The organism is Brevundimonas faecalis, assembly GCF_040549405.1.
GTDB lineage: Bacteria > Pseudomonadota > Alphaproteobacteria > Caulobacterales > Caulobacteraceae > Brevundimonas > Brevundimonas faecalis.
Genome location: NZ_JBEPTF010000003.1, coordinates 63,161 through 77,852, shown reverse-complemented (window position 1 = coordinate 77,852; position 14,692 = coordinate 63,161). Strand labels below are relative to the sequence as shown.

Genomic DNA, 14,692 nt, shown 5'->3' with positions numbered 1-14,692 from the left:
CCCGCCTATTCTCCGCCATCACGCAAGACACCAGCATGTCGATGACCAGGAAGACGCTTCTCTCGGCGATCGCCGCCCTTTGCCTGACGGGCGCCTCCTCCGCCCAGGCCCAGCAGGCTTCACCGGCGCGCTTCACCATCGCGGTGATCCCGGACACCCAGAACTACGTCGACTTCACGCATCAGAAAGCCGAAGGTTTTCCCTTCGACGCTCGCGAGATGATGATCGAACAGTTCCGTTTCATCGCCGACAATGCGGTGTCGCGCGGGGGCGACATCGTCTTCGCAACCGGCGTAGGCGACGTCTGGCAACATCCGACGATCGCCATCGATCCCAGCCATGAGGCGCGCGGATTTCGCGCTCGTCCTCTGCCCTCAGGCATGAACCCCGACCGCTGGACACGAGGCGTGCGCGAGGTCGAAATCCCGGCGTCCGTGGACGCCTACAGGCTGATCGACGGGGCCCTTCCCTTCTCCGTCGTGTCCGGCAACCACGACTACGACGCCCAGTGGTGGGAGGAATCCTGGCCTCGCGACCTGACGGCGCCCGAGGGCGACCTGCGGCGCCTTGGCATGATCCACGTCGGCGGTCTCGTGGAATGGACCCGGGCCTTTGGCGCGGAATCGTCCTTCTTCAGGGATCGCCCCTGGTACGTCGCCTCGCACGACGGCGGCGCCGACAGCGCCCAGATCTTCGAGGCCGGAGGCTACCGCTTCCTGCACATAGGCCTGCAGTTCGCCCCGTCGGACGCCAGCCTGAAATGGGCCGAGACCGTCATTCACGCCCATCCCGGCCTGCCGACCCTGATCAGCACCCACGACTTCCTGAACAAGGACGGCGAACGTCTGCCGCATCCGGTGGTGAACCAGACGGTCGTGGATCCCTTCGACAATGACGCCGAAGGCGTCTGGAGCAAGCTGGTCAGCCGCAATCCGCAGATCTTCATGGTCCTGAGCGGCCACCATAACGGCCAATCTTTCCGCATGGACCGGAACCGCAGCGGCGGCGCCGTCTATCAGATCCTGTCCGATTACCAGGACCGCAACCAGGCGGCGCTGGATGCAGGCATGGCCGCCGACAAGGCGCCGGGTCTCGGCGACGGCTGGCTGCGTTTGATGACCTTCGATATGGCCGGCGAAACGCCGAGCGTGCGCGTGCGCACCTATTCGACCCATTTCAGGGTCTACGCCTCCGACCAGCCGGACTATGCTCGCCGGTACAAGCCCAACGAACAGCCGCAGATGACGGACGAGGACTTCCTGGCCCGTGACGAGTTCGTCATTCGCCTGGACGATTTCCGCGCCCGCTTCGGCGCGGGCGCGGGCGGCGGGCGGAACTGAGAAACCTCATGATCGCTTCTTCCCTCCGCCTCGACCGCCGCGCCCTTCTGGGCGGACTGGTCGCCGCCCCCGCCGTCCTGGGCTTCGGCCGCGCTCATGCGAGCGGCGCCTATGTCTTTCCCCTGGGCGTGGCCAGCGGCGATCCCGCGCCGGACGGCTTCGTCATCTGGACGCGGCTGGCGGTCGATCCTGTCGCGCCGGACGGGCTGGGCGGCATGGGCGCCGCCGTTCCCGTCCAGTGGGACGTGGCCGCGGACGAAAGCTTCCGTCGGATCGTGGCCGCCGGACGGATCATGGCGGAACCCGCCGCCGCCCATAGCGTCCATGTCGAGGTGGAGGGCCTCCAACCCGGCCGCCCCTATTGGTATCGCTTCACCGCGCTGGGTCAGCAGAGCCCGGCGGGCCGCGCCCTGACCACGCCCGCGCCCGACGCCGTCGTCGATAGTCTGAGCCTGGCCGTCGCCTCCTGTTCCAATTGGGAAGTCGGCTATTTCAGCGCCTATGGACACATGGCGGACCAGGCCCCCGATCTGACCCTGTTCCTGGGCGACTACATCTACGAATACACACGAGGCCCCGAACGCGCGGCCGAGGTGGTGCGCCCCTATGGCCTGGAGGAGGCGACGAGCCTTGCGGGGTATCGCAATCGCTACGCCCTGCACCGCACCGACGCGGACCTGCAGCGCCTGCACGCCGCCGCGCCCTGTCTAGCCGTCTGGGACGACCATGAGATCCAGGACGACTATTCCGGCGTCTGGTCCAAGACGCCCGGCGTCGCGCCGAACGACTTCCTGCGCCGCCGCGCCGCCGGTTATCAGGCCTTCTACGAGGCCATGCCTATCCGCCGCACGCGCCTGGACGCGCGCCTGCAGATGCCGATCTATCGACGCGTCCGCTACGGCCGTCTGGCCGAGTTCTTCATGCTGGACGGGCGGCAATACCGTTCGCGCCAGGCGTGCAGCGAGGGGCCGAACGGCGGCAAGGGGCAGATCGTTTCCGACGCCGGCTGTCCCGACCGCCTCGATCCGTCGCGGACCTTCCTGGGCTTCGAACAGGAGCGTTGGCTGTACGACGGTCTGGCGCGCGCCGACGCGCGCTGGAACATCCTGGGCCAGGATCTGGTGATGGCGGGCCTTCGCTTCGGCGACGGCGGCCCGGACACGCGCTACTGGACCGACACCTGGGACGGCTTCCCCGTCGCGCGCGATCGCCTGACCCAGGCCTTGTCGACGCTGAAACCCAGAAATCCCGTCGTCCTCAGCGGCGACTATCATTCCTTCTGGACGAACGACGTGAAGCTGGACAGCGCAGATCCGTCCTCCGCCACGGTGGCGACCGAGTTCGTCGGCACCTCCATCACCTCGACCGGCCCCAGCTACGACGGCCTGATATCGGCCATGCCGGACAATCCGCAGGTCAGGTTCTTCGACAGCCGCGTTCGCGGCTATATGGCCATCGACATCAAGCCGGACCGCATGACGACCCGCTACCAAACCATCAGCGACGTGCGCGATCCGAAGGCCGCCCTGTCCACGCTCAACACCTGGGTGGTCGAGGACGGCCGCCCCGGCGCCCAACTCGCCTGAGCGCCGCATGCACGGAGACCCCATGCCCGCCCGCCTGAAAGCCGTTGTCGCCGCCGCCGCGATCCTGTCCAGCCTCTCGGCCTGCGCCGCCGCCCCCAAGGCCCCCGTCTTCTGGGAGGGCTTCCGCGACCATCCACACGGCTATCTGGTCGGCAAGACGGCGCCCGACGCCTCGGCCTTCCTGCCTCCGCCGCCCGAAGCCGCTTCCCTGCGCCAGCGAGCCGACGTCGAGACCTATCGCGCCACCCGCGCCCTGGAAGGAAGCGAACGCTGGCGGCAGGCTGCGGCTGACAACGTGATTGAGACCCCTTCCGCTCCCCAGGCTTTCAACGAGCCCCTGGGGATCAGCTTCGACCCGCATCGTCTGCCGACGCTCACCGTGCTGCTGGGCCGGATGCTGGGCGATCTGGAACTGATCCAGACCCCCGCCAAGCAAGGCTACTTCCGTCCTCGCCCCTTCGTCGCAGAGCCTGCGGCCACCTGTATCGCGCCCGAGCCCTGGTTGGCGCGAAGCGGCTCCTATCCGTCCGGCCATTCGGCCATGGGCTGGGCCTGGGCCCTGATATTGTCGGAAATGGCGCCGGATCGCGCCGACGCCGTCCTGGCGCGCGGCTTGGCCTATGGCGAAAGCCGCGTCATCTGCGGCGTCCACTACGCCAGCGACGTCGAGGCCGGCCGCCTGGTCGGCGCAGCCATGGTCGCCCGCCTGAAGGTCGATCCGGATTTCCAGCGCGACTTCGAACGAGCTCGCAAGGAGCTTGAAGCCCTGCGCCGCGCGCAGGACTGAGGGCAGGCGGCCCTCGCGGACGATCCCGCGAGGGCCGGTTTCGTCAGCCCGGGATCGGGCCGATGGGCCAGTTGCTGAAGCTTTCGATGTCTTCACCGCGCGTGGGGCAGCGATCGTCGATGCTGAAGACCTTCTCGCCGCCATAATACCAGTCGGAGGAGATCGCGTTCGGATCGGCGCCGTCCGAATAGCAGACCGCCGCCTTGCCGTCCGGCGTCACCAGGACGGCCCAGTTGGTCACGCCCGCCCCCGCCGGATCATGGCCCGAGGTCAGCAACCGCTCGCGGGTCTCGCGGATACCTCCCACGACATTGGCGTCGCGGAAGACGAAATCCAGAATCTCGCGGCCGGCGCCCGAAGCCGTGATGGCCGCCCGCACCGTCGGATTCGCGAGGAAGGCCACGCCCTGAACCGGTTCGAAGGGGTTCTTGCCGACATAGGCCGACAGCGGCGGGATTCCCGCAGACGGTTGCGCCGACCCCGTCGAGGCCGCATCGACAGCGGCGGATTCAGCCGGCTGGGCCGCAATCTCCAAGGCGGGGTCCTTGCCCGGAGCGTCGTCGGTCTTGGCGCAGGCTCCGGCGCCAAGCGCCAGAACGGCCAGGGCGAGGCTCAGTCTTGTCTTCATCATTCGCAGCGTCTTCCTCAAGCAGAGACGGAAGCCAAAAGGCCGCCGCCGGAAACATTGATTTCCCCGACAGGGGGAAAGACGCCTTGCGATACTCTCCGCGTCAAGGGGCGGAAGGTTCGTCCACAGCATGAGAGGTCTCGGCGCAGGCCTGAGCGATGAAGTCCAGCAGGAGGCGGACCGACGGCAACAGGCCCCGGCGCGACGGAAAGACCGCATGGACGATCCACTTGCGCGGACGCCAATCGGGCAGGACGTCGATCAATCGCCCTTGAGTCAGGTCGCGCATCACCGCCACGCTCGGCAAAAGAGCGACGCCCAGGCCTGCCAGGACGCCTTCGTGCAACATGTGCAGATCGTCCGTGACCAGGCGCGGCTCATGGCGGACCGAGGCCGTCATGCCGTCGCGATGATGCAGGGCCCAGACATGGTCGCGGTGCGCCGGACCGAAGTCCAGGCTGGGCCACCCCGTCAGGTCGGCCGGACCGGCCGGCGTCCCCATGCGCTCGACCAGATCGGGCGCTGCAACCAGACGGTGGACGCTTTCGTCCAGCTTGCGCATGACTAGATCCGTCTCTTCCAGGGGCGGTTCCCGCACGCGAATGGCCAGGTCGAAGCCCTCGCCGATCACATCGACGCGACGGCTGGTGCTCTGCAAGTGGACCTGAACCCGAGGGTAGAGCCCCATGAAACGCGCGATGAGTTCGCTCATCTGATAGGCCAGCAGGCCTGGCGCGCAGGCGACGCGAACCGTTCCGCAGGGTTCGGCCCGGGCGCCGTCGATCAGATCCTGGGCGGCCTCGGCCTCGACCAGCATGGCCAGGCAGCGGCGATAATACTCCTGCCCGATCTCCGTGACCGAGAACTTGCGCGAGGATCGCTGGATCAGACGCGTGCCGAGTTGGTCTTCCAACTGGGCGATGCGGCGGCTCAGCTTGGACTTCTGCATGCCCAGGGCTCGAGCGGCGGGCGCGAACCCGCGATGATCCACCACCTGGACGAAATAATAGAGGTCGTTGAGATCGCGCATCGTTCTATTTTTAGAACGCAAGGCGTCAGTTTCGCAATCTGTCGCCATCAGCGTCCCATAGCCATAAATGACCCAGGGTGATCGACAGGGTTCGATCGCCAAGGAGAAACACCATGAAGAAGGTTCTGGGACGTTACGGCAATGATCGCGGCCACTGGGTCGGGGACGGTTTCCCCGTGCGGTCGCTGTTTTCCTATGACGCCGTGGGCAAGCACGTCAGCCCCTTCCTGCTGCTCGACTACGCCGGCCCCTACAATTTCGAGCCGACGACCGAGCGGCGCGGCGTGGGACAGCACCCGCACCGCGGCTTCGAGACCGTGACCATCGTCTATGACGGCGAGGTCGAGCACCGCGACTCGACCGGCCAAGGCGGGATCATCGGCCCCGGCGACGTCCAGTGGATGACGGCGGGCGGCGGCATCCTGCACGAGGAGTTCCACTCGCCCGCCTTCGCGCGGACCGGCGGCCCCTTCCGCATGGTGCAGCTGTGGGTCAACCTGCCCGCCAAGGACAAGATGACCCGTCCCGGCTACCAGTCGATCCTGAACGCCGACATTCCGACCGTCGCCCTGCCTGACGATGCGGGCACGGCCCGGATCATCGCCGGCGCCATGGGCGGCTCGAAGGGTCCGGCCAGCACCTTCACCCCCATAAACGTGTGGGACGTACGGTTGAACCGGGACGCCGAGACGACGCTGGACCTGCCGGAAGGCCATACGGCCATCCTCGTGGTCCTGTCGGGTCACGTCACCGTCAACGGCGACCAGCCCGCCGGCGCCGCCGAGGCCCTGCTGCTGGACCGTCAGGGCGACAGCGTCGTCCTGAGCGCCGATGCGGACTCGACCCTGCTGATCCTGACCGGAGAGCCGATCGACGAGCCCATCGTCGGCTACGGCCCCTTCGTGATGAACAGGGAGGACGAGATCCGCACCGCGATCACGGACTTCAACAGCGGCCGCTTCGGCGACATTCCAGCCGCCTGATCCCCTCATGACGCTCAAGGCCCGGTCTTCGGACCGGGCCGCCCCTTCCCGCCCTGACGGACCGTCGTCCGATCGCGACCCCCTGCCTGAAAGGAAAGACCCCCATGTCCGCTTCCACCCTGCCCGCCAATTTCAACGGCCAGCGCCCGGTCATCGACCCGAACGACGCCGTCATGCTGCTGATCGACCATCAGAGCGGCCTGTTCCAGACCGTGGCCGACATGCCGATGACCACCCTGCGCCGTCACGCCGCCGCCCTCGCCTCGATGGCGACCCTAGCCAAGCTGCCGGTCATCACCACCGCCTCGGTGCCGCAGGGCCCCAACGGTCCGCTGATCCCGGAAATCCACGCCAATGCTCCCCACGCCCAGTATGTGGCGCGCAAGGGCGAGATCAACGCCTGGGACAACCCCGACTTCGTCGCCGCCGTGAAGGCGACCGGCCGCAAAACCCTGATCATCGCCGGCACCATCACCAGCGTCTGCATGGCCTTCCCCGCCATCAGCGCCGCCTATGAGGGCTACAAGGTCTTCGTGGTCGTCGACGCCTCGGGCACCTATTCCAAGATGGCCCAGGAGATCACCCTGGCTCGCGTAGTCCAGGCCGGCGTCGTGCCGATGGACATGGCCGCCGTCGCCTCGGAATTGCAGAAAACCTGGAACCGTGAAGACGCTGCCCAGTGGGCCGAGGTCTACACCCAGATCTTCCCGCCCTACCAACTGCTGATCGAAAGCTACGGCAAGGCCCAGCAGGTCGCGACCGACCATGAAGCGCTGGACTCCCAGCGCGACTGAGACTGGTCTTCCGGGCGATCCGCGCCATAGTGCGAGGGTCGCCCTCTGATCTTCGGACGTTCGCCCTCTCGCCCTTCGTTCAAGGAACACGAACATGATCGAACTCGTCATCGACCAGCGCCGCAAAGACCTCGGCGGCTTCGAGGTGGGGCGCGTCCTGCCCTATGCCAAACGCCGCACGGTCGGCCCCTTCGTCTTCTTCGACCACATGGGTCCGGTCGATCTTCCCGCCGGCATCCCCAAGACCGTGGACGTGCGGCCCCACCCCCACATCGGCATCTCGACCCTGACCTATCTGTTCGACGGCGAGATCACCCACCGCGACAGCCTAGGGGTCCAGCAGGACATTCGTCCGGCCGAGGTCAACTGGATGACGGCGGGCAGCGGCGTCACCCATTCCGAACGTTTCGAACGCGCTCGCCGCGAAGGCGCCCGTCTGGAAGGCATCCAGGCCTGGGTCGCCCTGCCTGACGGCCAGGAAGAAATCGACCCCTCGTTCCAGCATGTCACCACCGCCGACCTGCCGGCCTGGCGCGAGGGCGGCGTAAAAGGGCGGCTGGTCGCGGGCGAGACCATGGGCATGAAGGCGGGCGTCAGCACCTTCTCGCCCCTGCACTACCTGCATCTGGAACTGGAGCCGGGCGCTCGTTTCCAGACCCCGACCGATCATTCCGAGAGCGCCGTCTACGTCGTCCAGGGCCTGGTCGAGATCGATGACGGCAGGCCGCTGGGCCATGGTCAGATGGCGGTGCTGGAGCGCGGCGTCGCCTCGGTCGTCTGCGCGCTTGAGCCGTCGACGGTCATGATCCTGGGCGGCGAGCCCGTGGGCGAACGCTTCATCGACTGGAACTTCGTCTCCTCGTCCAAGGACCGGATTGAACAGGCCAAGGCCGACTGGCGCGCCGGTCGCATGAAGTTGCCCGACATGGACGACCAGGAGTTCATCCCCCTGCCGCCCGAGCGCGAGCCCTCGGCTCCGCCGGCCATGTCCTGACGGGAGATCATAGAATGGCCGTCGCGCACGCTCGTATCGGAACCGCCCGCTACCGCACCGTCATCAGGACCGGGGCGGAGTTGAAACATGAACTGATCGCTGACGAACCGGAGCGTCTGGGCGGCGCCGATGCGGGCCCCGCCCCCTTCGACCTGCTGATCTCCGCCCTTGGGGCTTGCACCGCCATCACCCTGACCATGTACGTCGAGAAGAAGGGCTGGCCGATGGAAGGGCTGGAGGTGCGGTTGGAGTATCTGGGCGGCGAGACGCCGCCCCGCATCGAGCGTGTGCTGGTCCCAACAGGCGCGCTGGATGAGGCGCAACGTGCGCGCTTGGCCGATGTCGCCGAACGCACGCCCGTCACCCTGGCGATCAAGAACGGCGTGCCGATCCAGACGCACCTGGGATGACGGAACGCAGGATGAAGGCTCGCTTCCGCCGCCCTATCCGCTAAACAGGCCCGGCCTGCATCGCCGAAGGAAGCCGCCGTCATGATCGCCCCCGCCCCGGATCGTCCGCCCTCGACCGCCCAGGTCGGGACGCTGTCGCCCGAGATGCTGGAACGGTTCGGCCACGACCCCCGCGCGCGTTTCGCCGCCAACCTGGCCCTGGCTCACCGGCGCATAGGGGCGGCGTGCGAAAGAGCGGAAAGGTCGATCGACAGCGTTCGTCTGCTGCCCGTCACCAAGACGGTTCCGGCAGAGGTCTTGCGCCTGGCCTGGCAGGCGGGCGTGTCGGACTTCGGCGAAAACAAGCTGCAGGAGGCGCGGGACAAGGCCGAGCAGTTGCAGGATCTGCCGATCCGCTGGTGCATGATCGGCCACCTCCAGACGAACAAGGTCAAATACCTGACCCGCCTGGCCGACGAGTTCCACGCCCTGGACAGCCTGAAGCTCGCCGAGGCCCTGGATCGCAGGCTGGAGACCGACGACCGCCAGATGGACGTCTATGTCCAGGTCAATACATCCAATGAAGACAGCAAGTTCGGCCTGTCTCCTGACGCCTTGCTGGATTTCATCGGCGGCTTGAAAGCCTTCCCGCGACTGAAACCTCGGGGCCTGATGACCCTGGCCGTGTTCAGCGACGATCCGAACCGCGTGCGGCCCTGCTTCACCCTGCTGCGTGAACTGCGCGACCGTGCGCGCCAGGTCGACGAGCGGATCGCGGGCCTGTCGATGGGCATGAGCGGCGATTACGAACTGGCTGTGCAGGAAGGCGCAACCGTCGTCCGCGTGGGCCAGACCCTGTTCGGGCCGCGTCCCACCTCCAACGCCGACTACTGGCCCGGCGCAACGGGCTGAACTCAGTCCCCTATCAGCCGCATCTCGAAGACGTCGGCCGCCGTGGTTCGCAACAGCACCTGCCGCACCCCCTCGGCGGCGCGGACAGCCGCTTCCGGCAGGGACTCGCCGCGCATCAACCAGCCCGTCAGATAGGCGGTGAACAGGTCGCCCGTCCCGCTGGGGCGGATGGGAATACGGGCGATGGAGACGCGATGCGCCCGTCCTTCCTCGATCGTCACGGTTTCGACCTCGCCCGGCGCGGTGTCGGCAAGGACGCAGCCGGTGACGACCGTGCGTCCGGTCCCACGTCCGCTCAGCAAACGCGCCGCCTCGATCAAGCCCTCCTCAGTATCGGGCCTTTCACCGACCAGACGGCCCAGTTCAAACTGGTTTGGCGTGACGATGTCGGCCAAGGGGGTCAGGTCGTCGCGAAAGCGGTCGATCAGGCCGTCAGCGACAAAGACGCCCAGATCGTCATCTCCGATCACCGGATCGCAGATATGGATCAGCGCCGGATTCATCGCCTTCCAGCGCCGCACGAAGTCCGCCGTCACGGCCGCGTTCTCGGGCGAGCCCATATAGCCGGTGACGACCGCCCCGGCGGATCGTGGCAGGTCTCGCTCCTCGACTCCCAGAAGCAGATCGGCGACCAGATCCGTCTCCAGCACCCGCCCGCGCATGGTCGGATAGTGAGGTTGGTTGGACAGGAGGGTCGTCGGCACGGCGGCCACCTCCAGCCCCATGGACTGCATGGGATAGACGGCCGCGCTGTTGCCGACGTGGCCATAGACCACCTGGCTCTGGATCGAGATGACCAGCACTGGGGATTGCATCCTCGAAGGGGCCGTCTTCGAGCGGGTCAGAAAGGCCGGCCCGGCGATCGGATCGACCCGCCTCCCCTCACTGCGCCTTCGCGGTTTCCCTGTCGAGATCGTCCCGCCGATCAGGCCTCCGTCAGGACGCCGTCGGCGGCCCGGACGCGCATGCGCTTCAGGGCCGTGACCTCGAACGGCTTGGCGAAGATGGTCGAGACCTGCATCAACGCGGCTTCCGCCATGTCCGGCCTCAGGGTCAGCAGGATGAAGCCCTTGGCCGACTGGTCGCAGAACCGGACCTCCGGATTGGCCTGCATCAGCAAGGGTCCCAGGGGGAAGCCGCCGACCGCATCGCTGATCGACGGGCTGGAGACGGCGCTGGTCCCGAACTCGACCGCCCGACGTTCGCCCTTGGCGTCCTTCAGCTCGTTGACCCAGAAGGCGTGGCTGTCGCCGGCCAGGACGATGGGCTGCACCCCCGCTTCGGCGAAGGCGGCGTAGAGACGTTCACGGCCGGCCGGATAGCCGTCCCAGGCGTCCAGGTTGAACGGCATGCCCAGGCTGAACAGGAAGAGAGCCTGCTCCAGTTGATCGCGATAGGCTTCCGGAACCATGGCCATCAGGCCCTGGACCTGTTCCGGCGTCAGGGTCTTGGCCACGTCCGGCCCAGCGACCCTCGCCATGACGACCTGATTGCCCAGCACCTGCCAGGGCCGCCCCTTGGCCTTGGAAGCCGCGAGTTCGCCCTTCAGCCAGTCGCGCTGCGCCTGACCCATCAGGTCGCGGGAGGGGTCGTTCAGCTTGGCGTGGAAGGCTTCCAGGTCCAGAACCGGTTCGCCGTCCGGTCCGTCCTTGGCCGTCAGATCCTTTTCATAGGCCAGGGGCTCGGTGCGGCCGGTCAGGCGCGTCTCGACCATCATCAAGCTGGCCAGGTCGCCGAAATGGAAGCTGCGGTGGATGGCCTCCTTCAGAGCGCCCGGCGCGGCTTCGCGGATGGGCATCCACTCGTAATAGGCCTTCAGAGCCGCCGCCTTGCGGACCGCAAAGTCGCCCTCGGTTTCCGGCTGGTGGTTCTCGGCGCCGTGCAGCCAGGCGTCGTTGGCCGTTTCGTGGTCGTCCCAGACACAGATGAAGGGCGCCCGGGCGTGGGCGGCCTGCAGATCGGCGTCCGTCTTGTACTGGGCGTGGCGGACCCGATAGTCGGCCAGGGAGACGATCTCGTGGCGCGGCTCGGGCGTGCGGCCCAGCTTGGCGCCGGTCGCCATGCCGTAGGCGTCGTCTTCCGCCCCATACTCATAGATGTAGTCGCCCAGGTGGACCACGGCGTCCAGCGACGGCAGGGCGGCGATCACCTCATAGGCGTTGAACAGACCGCCGGGATAAAGCTGGCACGACACCACCGCCAGATTGACGGGCGCCGCGCCCTCGGCCGCCAGGGTCCGGGTGCGCCCCATGGGGGAGCGAATCTCGCCCACAGTGAAGTCGTAGCGATAGTCGCGCCCCGCGCGCAGACCGGTCGCATCGACCTTGACCGTATAGTCCCGATCCGCCCCGGTCTCGAAACGGCCCGAAGCGACGACGCGATCCCCCTCGCCTTCCAGCACGCGCCAGGCGACGTTCACGGGAGCCGAAACGCCTTCGGCTGGAGTGACGCGGGTCCACAGGATCACCCGGTCCGTTCCAGGATCGCCCGACGCCACCCCATGAACGAAGGCGACCGAAGGAGCCGCCCCCGCCGCAGCCTCGACGGCGCCCCCAAGAGCCGCGCTCGCTCCGAACAGGCCCAGAAGGCCGCGACGGTTCATCTTCATGATGCAGCCCCTCAGTAGCGGACGGTGAAGGCGACGCCGAAGCTCGCAGGACGCCCGGCGATGAAGGTCGGCAGGCCCAGGGAGTCGCCCGTATTGCCCGCGTCCTTGACGTATTCCTCGTCCAGCAGATTCTCGCCGAAGGCCTCGACGCCCCAGTTTCCGGAGGTCGGGGCGTAGCGAACGCGCAGGTTCAGCAGGCCGTAGGCGTCCTGGTATTCGTCCTGGACCCGATCCGGGACGAAGTTTTGGGTCTGCAGGGCCGGGATGTCGTTGTTGTCGTCGAAGAAGACCTTGGATTGCCAGGTGTACGTCGGCTGAACCTCGACCGTCCCGTGCGCCATCGGCAGGCGCCAGATCGCGCCTATGGACGCCATATGGTCCGGCGACAGGCGGAAGCGGTTGCCGTCGTAGAGGCCCGCCTCGAAGCGCGAGTGGTTGTAGCCGTAGGTCCCGAACAGATCGAGGTTGGGGTTCGCCGACCAGAAGACCTGGCCTTCGAAGCCGTAGGCGCTGGCCTCGCCCGCATTGGTGACGATGAAGCGCGTGCCTTCCTGAACCGTCGTCTGGAAGTTTTCGTAGGCATAGTGGAAGACGGCGCCGTCAAGCCGCAGGCGGCCGTCCATCAGGGCCGCCTTGGCGCCGACCTCGAAGCTGTCCACCGTCTCGGCCTCGATCACCTTGAAGCTCGGGGCGGCCAGGGGGGCCGACGGGCCGCTGACGCTCAGCACCTCGGGGCGACGGCCGCGCGCGTAGTTGGCGTAGAGGCTGGCGTCGTCCGACAGGGCGTAGCGCGCCGTCAAGCGCCAGGTGAAGCCGTAGTCGTCATGATCCGCATAGACGAAGGCGCCGTTGTTCGCCGTGGGTTGGGCCGTCAGACCGAACAGCGGCAGGACCGAAGCCGGCAGGTTCACTGCGTTCGGATTGGCCAGTCCGCCCAACAGGGCCGGAATCTGGGCCGGCGGAACAGCGCCCTGCAGGACAGCCAACAGACCGCCGGCGATGGAGCGGCCGTTGGCGACCGAACTGGCGTAGCCCGTGGTCTTGTCGTCGCGGGTGTAGCGAACGCCGCCCGCGAACTCGAGCCGATCCGTGGCCTTGAAGGTCAGGTCGGCGAACAGGTCATAGGAGGTCAGCTCGGCGCTGTTGATTGGGATCTCGATATGGGCCGACTTCAGGTTCCCGGCGATCGGAACCGCCAGGGCGCCTGCGCCCAGAGGCGTCAGCATGCTCTGCAGCACTTGGGTCGCCACAGCCGGATAGGCCGCGAGGGGCAGGGTGTTGCGGCCGACCGTGGTCGGAGAACCGTCGAGAACGCCCGACAACTGCGCCAGGGCCAGACGCTCGTCGAACTGGGTCGGGGTGCGCTGATAGCCCTCTTCCTTGAACCAGCCCGCCCCGACGAAGCCGGACAGACGCCCCCCGTCGTCCCAGTTCAGACGGAACTCCTGGCTCCACTGCTTCCCGAAGGCTTCCTCGGCCGCCGTCAGCAAGGGAAGCGACAGACCGTCTGCATCGAAGGTCTCGTAGGAATCGAACCGGCGATAGGCCGTGGTCGAGTTCAGGGTCAGCGAGGGCGACAGGGTCCATTTCACCAGGCCCGTCACGCCCCAGACCTCGCGATCCAGACCCAGGGCCTTGCCGCCGTCGAAGGCGGCGCCCGGTGTCAGGGCCGCTCCCTCCCACGGCGCGCGACCGCCCAGGACGGCGCCCGTCGTCGGGTTGGCGGGATCATAGGCGATGGACTTGAACGACGTGCCGCTGGCGTCGTCGGTCTGGTAGTTGGCGATCAGGTCGAGGCGCAAGGCGTCGGTGGGCGTCCAGGCGCCCGACAGGCGGAAGGCCTTGGTCTCGATGCCGTTGTAGTCCTCTCCGCCCAACAGGTTTTCGACCGATCCGTCGCGGGTCTTCATTCGCGTGGCCAGGCGCAGGGCGGCGTTCTCGCCCACCGGCGCGTTCACGAAGCCCTCAACCGCGCGGTAGCCGTAGTCCCCGACCTCGGCGCGCCCCTCGGCGTCGAACTGGCCGGGACGAGCGCGGTTCTGAACCAGATTGACCGCCCCGATCAGGGCGCCGCGACCATAGAGGGTCGACTGCGGCCCCTTGGCCACCTCGACCCGCTCCAGGTCGAAGAGTTCGACATAGGAGCCGCGCGACTTGGAGATCGACACCCCGTCCTGGAACACCGAGACGCGCGGTTCGGCCGTGGCGGCGCCCGAGTCCGAGGTGATGCCGCGCATGACGAAGCCCGGATTGTTCGGCGACTGGTTCTGCACCAGGAAGCCCGGCACGAAGGCCGACAGCTGTTCGAACTCCTGAATACCCAGGTCGTCCAGGAACTGACCGCTGTAGGCCGTCAGGGCGAAGGGCACCTCGACCGGATCCTGAGCTCGGAGTTGGGCGGTGACGATGACGTCCGCGACCGTCGAGACCGGTTCCTGAGCGGCGCTCTGGGCATGGGCCAGGCCACCGGTCGACAGGCTCAGCACGGCCGCGCCAGCCATCAGCATCGCCTTGGTTCCAACGGATTTCATCATCGCACTCCCCTTGAAAGGTTCGGGGAGACCTAGAGGGCGTCGATGTCGCACGGACGACGCCGTGACTAAGGCGAGATGAAGCTGGGGTTGCCGTTCGGAGACAGATC

13 protein-coding genes are annotated in these 14,692 nt (G+C 67.2%); 8 read left to right on the top strand and 5 right to left on the bottom strand.

All coding sequences use genetic code 11. The features are described from left to right. The first annotated feature begins 35 nt into the window (after positions 1-35). The 3 genes from ABIE19_RS11285 to ABIE19_RS11275 are packed head-to-tail and all read left to right on the top strand — an operon-like array spanning position 36 to position 3,713. Positions 36-1,340 carry a metallophosphoesterase family protein gene (locus ABIE19_RS11285; protein WP_354089298.1) on the top strand — a complete coding sequence of 435 codons (1,305 nt, stop codon included), beginning with the start codon at positions 36-38 and terminating at the stop codon, positions 1,338-1,340. A gap of 8 nt (positions 1,341-1,348) precedes the next feature. After that, complete coding sequence (locus ABIE19_RS11280) at positions 1,349-2,926, top strand: alkaline phosphatase D family protein (RefSeq protein ID WP_354089297.1); 1,578 nt, start codon at positions 1,349-1,351, stop codon at positions 2,924-2,926. Positions 2,927-2,948: 22 nt separating this feature from the next. Next, entirely contained in the window at positions 2,949-3,713 is a 765-nt protein-coding gene (locus ABIE19_RS11275; protein WP_354089296.1) for an acid phosphatase, read from the top strand. A 43-nt stretch (positions 3,714-3,756) separates the two neighbouring features. Here ABIE19_RS11275 and ABIE19_RS11270 read toward each other — a convergent pair whose 3' ends face one another. Continuing rightward, positions 3,757-4,344, bottom strand: coding sequence for a hypothetical protein (locus tag ABIE19_RS11270; protein WP_354089295.1), 588 nt, complete (start codon positions 4,342-4,344; stop codon positions 3,757-3,759). Between the two features lie 100 nt (positions 4,345-4,444). Further along, positions 4,445-5,371 carry a LysR substrate-binding domain-containing protein gene (locus ABIE19_RS11265; protein ID WP_354089294.1) on the bottom strand — a complete coding sequence of 309 codons (927 nt, stop codon included), beginning with the start codon at positions 5,369-5,371 and terminating at the stop codon, positions 4,445-4,447. Between the two features lie 113 nt (positions 5,372-5,484). Here ABIE19_RS11265 and ABIE19_RS11260 point away from each other — a divergent pair, with 113 nt between their 5' ends. From ABIE19_RS11260 to ABIE19_RS11240, 5 genes are all read left to right on the top strand, one after another. Beyond that, positions 5,485-6,354, top strand: a complete 870-nt coding sequence (locus ABIE19_RS11260) for a pirin family protein (RefSeq protein WP_354089293.1) — start codon at positions 5,485-5,487, stop codon at positions 6,352-6,354. A 104-nt stretch (positions 6,355-6,458) separates the two neighbouring features. Beyond that, positions 6,459-7,148: a hydrolase gene (locus ABIE19_RS11255; RefSeq protein WP_354089292.1), complete on the top strand. Its 690-nt coding sequence runs from the start codon at positions 6,459-6,461 to the stop codon at positions 7,146-7,148. Between the two features lie 94 nt (positions 7,149-7,242). Continuing rightward, positions 7,243-8,142 (top strand): pirin family protein, encoded by a 900-nt coding sequence (locus tag ABIE19_RS11250; protein WP_354089291.1) that lies wholly within the window; start codon positions 7,243-7,245, stop codon positions 8,140-8,142. Between the two features lie 14 nt (positions 8,143-8,156). Beyond that, a complete protein-coding gene (locus ABIE19_RS11245; RefSeq protein ID WP_354089290.1) occupies positions 8,157-8,552 on the top strand; it encodes an OsmC family protein in 396 nt (131 codons plus the stop codon). A gap of 81 nt (positions 8,553-8,633) precedes the next feature. Next, entirely contained in the window at positions 8,634-9,443 is an 810-nt protein-coding gene (locus ABIE19_RS11240; RefSeq protein WP_354089289.1) for a YggS family pyridoxal phosphate-dependent enzyme, read from the top strand. Positions 9,444-9,445: 2 nt separating this feature from the next. Here ABIE19_RS11240 and pdxY read toward each other — a convergent pair whose 3' ends face one another. The 3 genes from pdxY to ABIE19_RS11225 form a co-directional block, all read right to left on the bottom strand. Next, positions 9,446-10,258: a pyridoxal kinase gene (gene pdxY / locus ABIE19_RS11235; RefSeq protein ID WP_354089288.1), complete on the bottom strand. Its 813-nt coding sequence runs from the start codon at positions 10,256-10,258 to the stop codon at positions 9,446-9,448. Positions 10,259-10,368: 110 nt separating this feature from the next. Then, positions 10,369-12,051: an alkaline phosphatase D family protein gene (locus ABIE19_RS11230; RefSeq protein WP_354089287.1), complete on the bottom strand. Its 1,683-nt coding sequence runs from the start codon at positions 12,049-12,051 to the stop codon at positions 10,369-10,371. An 11-nt stretch (positions 12,052-12,062) separates the two neighbouring features. After that, positions 12,063-14,585: a TonB-dependent receptor gene (locus ABIE19_RS11225; protein WP_435521149.1), complete on the bottom strand. Its 2,523-nt coding sequence runs from the start codon at positions 14,583-14,585 to the stop codon at positions 12,063-12,065. Positions 14,586-14,692: the final 107 nt, after the last annotated feature.

Bases quoted from the DNA above. Each gene is read 5' to 3' on its own strand.
- ABIE19_RS11250 (WP_354089291.1), top strand. From the start codon at position 7,243: ATGATCGAACTCGTCATCGACCAGCGCCGCAAAGACCTCGGCGGCTTC.
- ABIE19_RS11225 (WP_435521149.1), bottom strand. From the start codon at position 14,585: ATGATGAAATCCGTTGGAACCAAGGCGATGCTGATGGCTGGCGCGGCC.
- ABIE19_RS11260 (WP_354089293.1), top strand. From the start codon at position 5,485: ATGAAGAAGGTTCTGGGACGTTACGGCAATGATCGCGGCCACTGGGTC.
- ABIE19_RS11240 (WP_354089289.1), top strand. From the start codon at position 8,634: ATGATCGCCCCCGCCCCGGATCGTCCGCCCTCGACCGCCCAGGTCGGG.
- pdxY (WP_354089288.1), bottom strand. From the start codon at position 10,258: ATGCAATCCCCAGTGCTGGTCATCTCGATCCAGAGCCAGGTGGTCTAT.
- ABIE19_RS11245 (WP_354089290.1), top strand. From the start codon at position 8,157: ATGGCCGTCGCGCACGCTCGTATCGGAACCGCCCGCTACCGCACCGTC.
- ABIE19_RS11275 (WP_354089296.1), top strand. From the start codon at position 2,949: ATGCCCGCCCGCCTGAAAGCCGTTGTCGCCGCCGCCGCGATCCTGTCC.
- ABIE19_RS11280 (WP_354089297.1), top strand. From the start codon at position 1,349: ATGATCGCTTCTTCCCTCCGCCTCGACCGCCGCGCCCTTCTGGGCGGA.
- ABIE19_RS11230 (WP_354089287.1), bottom strand. From the start codon at position 12,051: ATGAAGATGAACCGTCGCGGCCTTCTGGGCCTGTTCGGAGCGAGCGCG.
- ABIE19_RS11255 (WP_354089292.1), top strand. From the start codon at position 6,459: ATGTCCGCTTCCACCCTGCCCGCCAATTTCAACGGCCAGCGCCCGGTC.
- ABIE19_RS11285 (WP_354089298.1), top strand. From the start codon at position 36: ATGTCGATGACCAGGAAGACGCTTCTCTCGGCGATCGCCGCCCTTTGC.
- ABIE19_RS11265 (WP_354089294.1), bottom strand. From the start codon at position 5,371: ATGCGCGATCTCAACGACCTCTATTATTTCGTCCAGGTGGTGGATCAT.
- ABIE19_RS11270 (WP_354089295.1), bottom strand. From the start codon at position 4,344: ATGATGAAGACAAGACTGAGCCTCGCCCTGGCCGTTCTGGCGCTTGGC.